This window comes from Marivita lacus, assembly GCF_014637725.1.
In the GTDB taxonomy this organism is placed as follows: domain Bacteria; phylum Pseudomonadota; class Alphaproteobacteria; order Rhodobacterales; family Rhodobacteraceae; genus Marivita; species Marivita lacus.
In genome coordinates, this window is record NZ_BMFC01000009.1 from 176,225 (window position 1) to 184,263 (window position 8,039).

The following is an 8,039-nucleotide window of genomic DNA, read 5'->3' on the forward strand; positions in this document are numbered from 1 at the left end:
GATCGTGGATTCGAATCATGTAACTGACTCTTTCTGTAAGAAATTCGCATCAACGGAGAGTCTCATGCGCGTCCTATGGACAACATCGACTTTGGCGCTTGTCGCCAGCACAGCAATCAGCACCGCAGCCTATGCACAGGGTGAAGTGAACCTCTATTCATCGCGGCACTACGACACCGACGAGCGCCTCTACTCGGACTTCACCGAAGCGACCGGCATCACGATCAACCGCATCGAAGGCAATGCCGACGAACTGATCGCCCGCATGGAGGCCGAAGGGGCAAATTCCCCGGCGGACGTCCTGCTGACAGTGGACACCTCGCGGCTCGAACGCGCCAAGGACATGGGTGTCCTGCAAGCCATTGAAAGCGATGTCCTCGAGGCGCGCATTCCCGACAGCCTGCAGGATGATGAAAACCAGTGGTTTGGTTTCAGCCAGCGTGCGCGGATCATCTTCTACGACAGGAACGATGTCAGCAACCCGCCGCTTGACTACGTTTCGCTTGCAGAACCGCAGTACAAGGGCCAGGTCTGCCACCGCTCCTCCACGAACGTGTATTCGCAGACCCTTCTGGCCTCGGTGATCGAAAACCACGGCGAAGAGGCCGCAAAGGCCTGGGCACAAGGCGTGGTCGACAATTTCGCCCGTGAGCCTCAGGGCGGCGACACAGACCAGCTGCGTGCTCTTGTATCGGGCGAGTGCGACATCTCGATTTCCAACACGTACTACTTTGCCCGCGCCGTGCGCACCGAAGTGGACGGCCTGTCTGCAGAGGATCGGGCGGATATCGGCTGGGTGTTCCCGGCTCAGAACGCCGAGGGCGCGCATATGAACCTGTCGGGTGGGGGTGTTGCAGCAAATGCCCCGAACCGTGAGAACGCAATTGCCTTCCTCGAATACCTGTCGTCGGATCAGGCGCAGCAGTATTTCTCTGCGGGCAATGACGAATACCCGGCTGTCCCCGGCGTTGGCCTGTCCGAGTCGGTCGCTACTTTGGGCATGTTCCGGTCTGACGATGTCGACCTGTCCGAAGTTGCGCAGAACCTTGGCACAGCCCAGGAAATCTTCAATCAGGTCGGCTGGAAATAAGCCGAACGACACAGCACTCGAAAGAGGGCGCTCAGGCGCCCTCTTTTTTTTGCCCCTGCTCGTTCCGGATACGACGACACAGCAGGATCACCGGCAGGGTCCCTATGACAACGATCACAAGGCTGGGCACCGCCGCACCGGACAGGCGTTCATCGGCAGCAAGGCGATGCGCCTGAACGGCCAAGGTGTCAAAATTGAAGGGCCGCATGATCAGCGTGGCCGGCAGTTCTTTCATCACGTCGACGAAAACGATCAGCAGCGCGGTGAACAGGCTGGGCCGAAGGAGCGGGAAATGCACCCGCCGCAGCAGCCCCCATTCGTTTTGCCCAAGCACCCGTGCGGCGGCGTCCATGTTCGGGTTGATTACTGCGACACCGCCCTCATAGGCCCCGATGGCGGCAGCAAGAAAGCGGATCATGTAGGCGCAGACCAGCAGCCAGATCGACCCGGTGAACAGCAACCCGGTCGAAATGTTGAAGGTCTCGCGCATATAGGCATCAAGCGTGTTGTCAAAAAATGCAAATGGCACCAGCAACCCGACCGCGATGACGCCGCCGGGTACGGCATAGCCCATGCGACCGATATAGAGAACGGCAGTCGCGACCCATGACTGCCGGTTCCGGGCAAGACTGCCAAAGAGCAGCGCAACCGCCACCGTGATCACGGCCGCGCAGACACCCAAGGTGACGGAATTCTGCGCAAATCTCAGATAGCGCGGGCTCAGAAGACTCTGCTCTGACCCGGCCGCCATTTCGGACAGCATCATGACCGGCAGGACACATCCAAAGAACGCGGGCAGGAGACATGCAAGCATCGCAAGATAATTCCGCCATCCGCTCAGAACGAGCCGCGGCATCTGTTCGAACTTGCGGCCAAAGGCATAGCGCGCTTCGCCTCGGTTGATCCTTTCGAGGATCGCCAGCAGCAGGGCAAAGGCCAATAGACCCAGCGAAAGCTGCGCCGCGGCCGCCCGGTCGGCAAAGGAGAACCAGCTCGAATAGATCCCGACTGCAAAGGTTTGCACGCCGAAATACGAAACTGTACCGAAATCCGCGATGGTTTCCATTCCCACCAACATGGCACCCGACGCGATCGCGGGACGCGCCATGGGAAGCGACACACGCCAGAAGGCGCCAAGCCGTGTCTGCCCCAGTGACTGCGCGGCATAGAATGTTGTCGCGCTCTGAGAGGCGAAAGCGGCGCGCGCCAGAAGATAGACATAGGGATACAGAACAAGCGTGAGCATCGCCGCCGCTCCTCCCAGCGACCTGATCTCCGGGAACCAGTAGTCCCGTGGCCCCCACCCCATGACAGCACGCAGCGTCGTCTGAACAATCCCCGGATGGTCGAGCACATGGGTGTAGGCGTAGGCCAGAACATAGGCAGGAAAGGCCAATGGCAGGACGAGCGCGACTTCCAGAACTCTGCGCCCCCGGAATTCGGTAGTCGTGACAAGCCAGGCCGTGATCGTCCCGATGATCGTGCTCATGATGACGACAGAGACCAGAAGCACCAATGTCGTGCGGGTATATCTGCCGAGGACCGTCTCGGCCAAAGACTGCAAAGTTTCGGTCGATCCCAGGAACGCCGCGACCAGAACGCTGATATGCGGCAACACGCAGATTGCGGCTGCGAGACCGGCAAAGATCCAAGCCAGCCGTCCCGACCAGGACGCGGTTTGAGGTTTGAGGCTCAGTGAAGTGTCTGCCATATCCCAGTCTTTTCTCATGCGTCGCTGATGCCTGATTTCCGATAGGATTGCTCAGGTATGGCATGGCTTTTAGCAGCCTGATCCCATGAACGAAATCGGATTTACGCACTCGCCTTCAACCGGTGTTGGCGCGTCCGATCACGATGTCCTAGGGTCCATAGATCGCAACCCCGACCAACGCCGACGGGCGGGGCATCGCGGCTGAGCTCGATCTGGAGTGGACCACATGAAATTCTCTGCCAATCTTGGTTACCTCTGGAACGACCGCGCCTTGCCCGACGCCATTCTTGCCGCACATCGCGCAGGGTTTGACGCTGTCGAATGTCACTGGCCGTATGACACGCCCGTCTCCGATATCACGGCAGCGCTTGACGCAACCGGATTGCCGATGCTCGGGCTGAACACGGTACGTGGCCAATCCGGTGAAAACGGCCTTTGCGGGCTGCCCGGTCGAGAGGTCGAAGCCCGCGCGGCGATTGACCAGGCGATTGCCTATGCCTCGGCCATCGGCGCACAGGCGATCCATGTCATGGCGGGTCGTGCCGAGGGTCCGGACGCCCGTTCGACTTTTCTGGAAAACCTGCGCTATGCGCGCGGCGCCTGCCCAGACGACATCATGTTGTTGATCGAACCCCTGAACCGCCACGATGCGCCGGGATATTTCCTGAAAACAACCAATCAGGCTGCCGAGATATTGGATCACCTTGGCCTGCCCGGGGTGAAGCTGATGTTCGATTGCTACCACGTCGGACGCACCGAAGGGGATATCGTCACCCGGTTTACCGCGCTCTTGCCGCTGATCGGCCACGTCCAGTTCGCCTCGGTCCCGGATCGGGGTGCGCCTGACCATGGCGAAGTCGAATATCGCTTCGTTTTCGATAAGATCGTGGCAACCGGGTGGTCCCGCCCGCTTGGCGCTGAATACAGAACCGGGGGCGATACAGATGCCAGCCTTGGGTGGCTGCGTGAGATCCGAGCGACGTGATCACGGAACTTCTTCACCCTGCTCAAGCAGGGGAGTATCTGGAAACGAACCTTTTGCAGTCGCAAAGAATCACCGAATGACGTGTTCGACCATGACGAAATGCACTACAACCCCAAACAAGGGCTGGCAGGCAACTGGGTGCTGTCACCCATCGGTCGAAACACGGTTCAGACTGGCACATGAAGGCGTCAAAAACCCATGCTCCTTCAGAAGGTTACCAGAAGCAGTGACCGGAACGGAAAGCCAGAAAAGAGATGTACCCCGACCCCGAAGGTGACACTAAGGAAAAAGGAACCTTTGCATAACTGCATCGTTGAAACAGGTATGCGTTTTTGACCCGATCTGCGCCCCGATACCCTCGGATCTCGAGCGCATCAGCAGACCATCCTATTGGAGCTACCTATGAAATTTCGCTTTCCGATCGTCATCATCGACGAAGACTACCAGTCGGAAAATTCTTCCGGCTTGGGAATCCGCGCTGTCGCCGATGCGATCATGGATCAGGGCTTCGAGGTTTTGGGGACGACCAGCTATGGCGACCTGTCGAAATTCGCGCAGCAGCAATCCCGCGCCAGCGCCTTCGTCCTGTCGATAGACGACGAGGAATTCACGCCCGGACCCGACCTTGATCCGGCCGTCCTCAACTTGAGGAATTTCATTGAGGAAGTGCGTTGGAAGAACGAGCACGTTCCGATCTACATCTACGGTGAAACCAAGACCAGCCGGCACCTTCCGAACGATATCCTGCGCGAATTGCATGGGTTCATCCACATGTTCGAGGATACGCCCGACTTCGTGGCACGTCATATCGTTCGGGATGCCAAGGCCTATCTTGAGGCGATCCAGCCCCCGTTCTTCAAGGCGTTATTGGATTATGCCGAGGACGGCTCGTATTCGTGGCATTGCCCCGGCCATTCCGGCGGTGTCGCGTTTCTCAAAAGCCCCATTGGCCAGATGTACCACCAGTTTTACGGCGAAAACATGCTGCGAGCGGATGTCTGCAACTCGGTCGAGGAATTGGGGCAGTTGCTGGACCACGACGGCGCAATCGGCGCATCCGAGCGGAATGCCGCGCGGATTTTCAATGCCGACCACTGCTTTTTCGTGACCAACGGCACCAGTACATCCAACAAGATGGTCTGGCACCACACGGTTGCCCCAGGCGATGTGGTCGTGGTGGATCGCAACTGCCACAAATCCATCCTGCACAGCATCATCATGACCGGCGCCATCCCGGTGTTCCTGAAGCCGACCCGCAATCACTACGGGATCATCGGCCCCATTCAGAAGGCCGAATTCGAGATCGACGCGATCAAGGAAAAGATCAGGGCCAATCCCCTGCTGACCCATGTCGACGCCGATACGGTCAAGCCGCGCATCGTCACCCTGACGCAATCGACCTATGACGGCGTGCTCTACAACACCGAAACGATCAAGGAACTGCTGGACGGCTACGTGGAAAACCTGCATTTCGACGAAGCCTGGTTGCCGCATGCCGCGTTCCATCCCTTCTACGGCAATTTCCATTCAATGGGCCGCAAGCGCGAAAGGCCACGCCAATCGGTGACCTATGCGACGCAATCCATTCACAAGCTGCTCGCCGGGATTTCGCAGGCAAGCCAAGTGCTGGTGCAGGACAGCCAAGAGACCAAGCTGGACCGCCACCTGTTCAATGAAGCCTACCTCATGCACACCTCGACCAGTCCGCAATACAGCATCATCGCAAGCTGTGACGTGGCCGCGGCAATGATGGAGCCGCCGGGCGGGCGGGCGTTGGTCGAAGAAAGCATTCTGGAGTCACTCGATTTCCGCCGTGCCATGCGCAAGGTGGACGAAGAGTTCGGTCCGGACGAATGGTGGTTCGAGGTCTGGGGCCCTGAAGAGCTGGATGACGAAGGCGTCGACCATCCCAAGAACTGGGTCCTGCGCCGGACCGACGCGGAAGCGGTTCAGGAAGCGGACGGCAAAGACAGCTGGCACGGCTTTGGCGACATGGCACGCGGCTTCAACATGCTGGACCCGATCAAGGCCACGATCCTGACCCCGGGCCTGAACATGGATGGCCGTTTCGAAGATACCGGCATCCCCGCATCTATCGTGACACGATTCCTGGCCGAGCATGGCGTGGTCGTTGAGAAGACCGGGCTTTACAGCTTTTTCGTGATGTTCACCATCGGGATCACAAAGGGACGCTGGAATTCGCTTTTGACCGAATTGCAGCAGTTCAAGGATGATTACGACAAGAACCAACCCTTGTGGCGGTCCATGCCTGAATTCTGCGCCAAGCAACCGCAATATGAAAAGTTCGGCCTGCGCGACCTGTGCCAGCACGTGCATTCATTTTACCGGCAGTTCGACATCGCCATCCTGTCGACCGAGATGTATCTCAGCGACCTGACGCCCGCGATGAAGCCGTCCGATGCCTTCGCCAGCATTGCGGCGCGAAAAACGGAACGCGTGCCTATCGACGACCTAGAAGGCCGGATCACCACAAGCCTTGTCACACCCTATCCGCCCGGAATTCCATTGCTTATCCCCGGTGAGGTGTTCAACAAGAAAATCGTCGAGTACCTTCAATTCAACCGAACCTTCGCGCGCGAATGCCCGGGATTCGAAATCGATATTCATGGTTTGGTACAGCAGGAAACCGAAACAGGTCAGATGGAATATTTCGCGGACTGTGTTGCAGAGCAGTGATGGGCTGTCTTCGAGGAGAGGTGAACGTGCATCGTTTCAAAATTGAGGCGATGCACCCACATCAGGGAGGTGACCGCCAAGCAGTTCGACCCCAACGGAAAATTATCGTCGGTCAATCAAGACAGACCTTGGTGTGCTGAGCCATCAATCTCTGGCTTGGCGGGACAAAAGCAGACCGGCGTAGAACGTCTGAAACAGGACGATGTTGCCGACGTCCACATGCACATTATCGGCGGCTTCATCCTTCTTGTCCGCGAGGATTTTCGATCTTGCGGCAGGCACCAAAAATTTTTCTTCCGCCCGACAGATCAACCAGTTGCATTGATACAATGCAAGGCTATCTGTCCTTTGAGGATGGGCGCTTTTACAGGTTAAACCCGGCTTGGTCTCTTCGCATTCGGATCATTGTATACGCGGCTCTCATCGGTTTTGAGCCCGCGAACGATTGTCCTTTTGCGTTTTTTTCAAAATAGGAAGCCATTCTAATGTCAAATACTCTTCACGACATCGTCGACACGGCCGTGGCCGCAGGCACGTTCAATACTTTGGTTGCAGCTGTGACCGCTGCTGACCTTGGTGCGACGCTGAAAGGCGAAGGCCCGTTCACTGTTTTCGCGCCCAACGACGATGCTTTTGCAAAATTGCCGGCCGGGACGGTCGAAGATCTCGTAAAGCCTGAGAATAAAGCCAAGCTGACAGCGATCCTGACCTACCATGTAATGGCAGGAAAAGTCATGGCGGCCGATATCGCAGGCAAGAAACTGGAGCCCGCTACCGTCAACGGTCAGGCTCTCCATGTCGACGCGACCTCGGGCGTGACCGTCAACGGCGCCACAGTTGTGGCGGCAGACGTCGACTGCACAAATGGCGTGATCCACGTCATTGATGCAGTTCTGATGCCAACCGAGTGATTGCACGAAAAATGCTCAATCTCTGCCCGGCGTTCGCGCCGGGCATCTTTGGTCGCAGTATCAGTCCAACTGTTGGTACACCAATTTCATAAATTTTCGAAACCAAGCCGCATTTTGAAGGCGAGTGAATTTCCGAAGCATCACGCATAAATGATGGCGGTTCAGGTCTTCTATTGCCTACTCGATGCCGACGGGAGGGGGCATCAATGCCGTCACCAGAGCCACAGAAATCTGCCTGAGTTACATGTTGAAATCTACAGGAAAACAGTTGCCGTAACAGGAACGAGTGCCACGATCACCAGCACGACGAGCATGACAGCGATGAACGGCAATGTCGCGGCGAAGATTTGTTCGACCGACACGTTTGGATCGTTGAGCGTGTTGTGGACCGTAAAGACGGATATGCCGAAGGGTGGCGTAAGTAGTCCGATCTCAACGGCGATCACCGTCACAATCCCGAAATGCATCAGGTCGAGACCAAGACCTTGTGCAATTGGCGCGGCAATGGGCACCTTGATGGTAAGGCTACGGTGAGGGCCGTCTGACTTTGGCTACGATCCGATGATAAGTCCGACCTTATGTCCGATTTCATCCACCGACCTCAAATTGAAGTTCTCTCTGCCGCCGATGGCGTTCGCCGTCGGC

Annotated in this window: 6 protein-coding genes; 4 read left to right on the forward strand and 2 right to left on the reverse strand. The window is 57.4% G+C overall.

Annotated features, from left to right (window positions below; genetic code table 11):
• The first annotated feature begins 64 nt into the window (after positions 1-64).
• Positions 65-1,090: an extracellular solute-binding protein gene (locus IEV82_RS16280; protein ID WP_188483082.1), complete on the forward strand. Its 1,026-nt coding sequence runs from the start codon at positions 65-67 to the stop codon at positions 1,088-1,090.
• A 31-nt stretch (positions 1,091-1,121) separates the two neighbouring features.
• Here IEV82_RS16280 and IEV82_RS16285 read toward each other — a convergent pair whose 3' ends face one another.
• Positions 1,122-2,801 carry an ABC transporter permease gene (locus IEV82_RS16285; protein ID WP_188483083.1) on the reverse strand — a complete coding sequence of 560 codons (1,680 nt, stop codon included), beginning with the start codon at positions 2,799-2,801 and terminating at the stop codon, positions 1,122-1,124.
• Between the two features lie 226 nt (positions 2,802-3,027).
• Between IEV82_RS16285 and IEV82_RS16290 the strand changes: the two genes are divergently transcribed.
• The 3 genes from IEV82_RS16290 (at position 3,028) to IEV82_RS16300 (ending at position 7,394) form a co-directional block, all read left to right on the forward strand.
• Positions 3,028-3,786 carry a hydroxypyruvate isomerase family protein gene (locus IEV82_RS16290; RefSeq protein WP_188483084.1) on the forward strand — a complete coding sequence of 253 codons (759 nt, stop codon included), beginning with the start codon at positions 3,028-3,030 and terminating at the stop codon, positions 3,784-3,786.
• 402 nt (positions 3,787-4,188) lie between these two features.
• Positions 4,189-6,483 (forward strand): arginine/lysine/ornithine decarboxylase, encoded by a 2,295-nt coding sequence (locus tag IEV82_RS16295; RefSeq protein ID WP_188483085.1) that lies wholly within the window; start codon positions 4,189-4,191, stop codon positions 6,481-6,483.
• Positions 6,484-6,968: 485 nt separating this feature from the next.
• Positions 6,969-7,394, forward strand: coding sequence for a fasciclin domain-containing protein (locus IEV82_RS16300; protein WP_188483086.1), 426 nt, complete (start codon positions 6,969-6,971; stop codon positions 7,392-7,394).
• Positions 7,395-7,648: 254 nt separating this feature from the next.
• Here the strand turns inward: IEV82_RS16300 and IEV82_RS16305 are convergent, their stop codons facing one another.
• Positions 7,649-7,906: a TRAP transporter large permease subunit gene (locus tag IEV82_RS16305; protein WP_268236130.1), complete on the reverse strand. Its 258-nt coding sequence runs from the start codon at positions 7,904-7,906 to the stop codon at positions 7,649-7,651.
• Positions 7,907-8,039 lie beyond the last annotated feature (133 nt).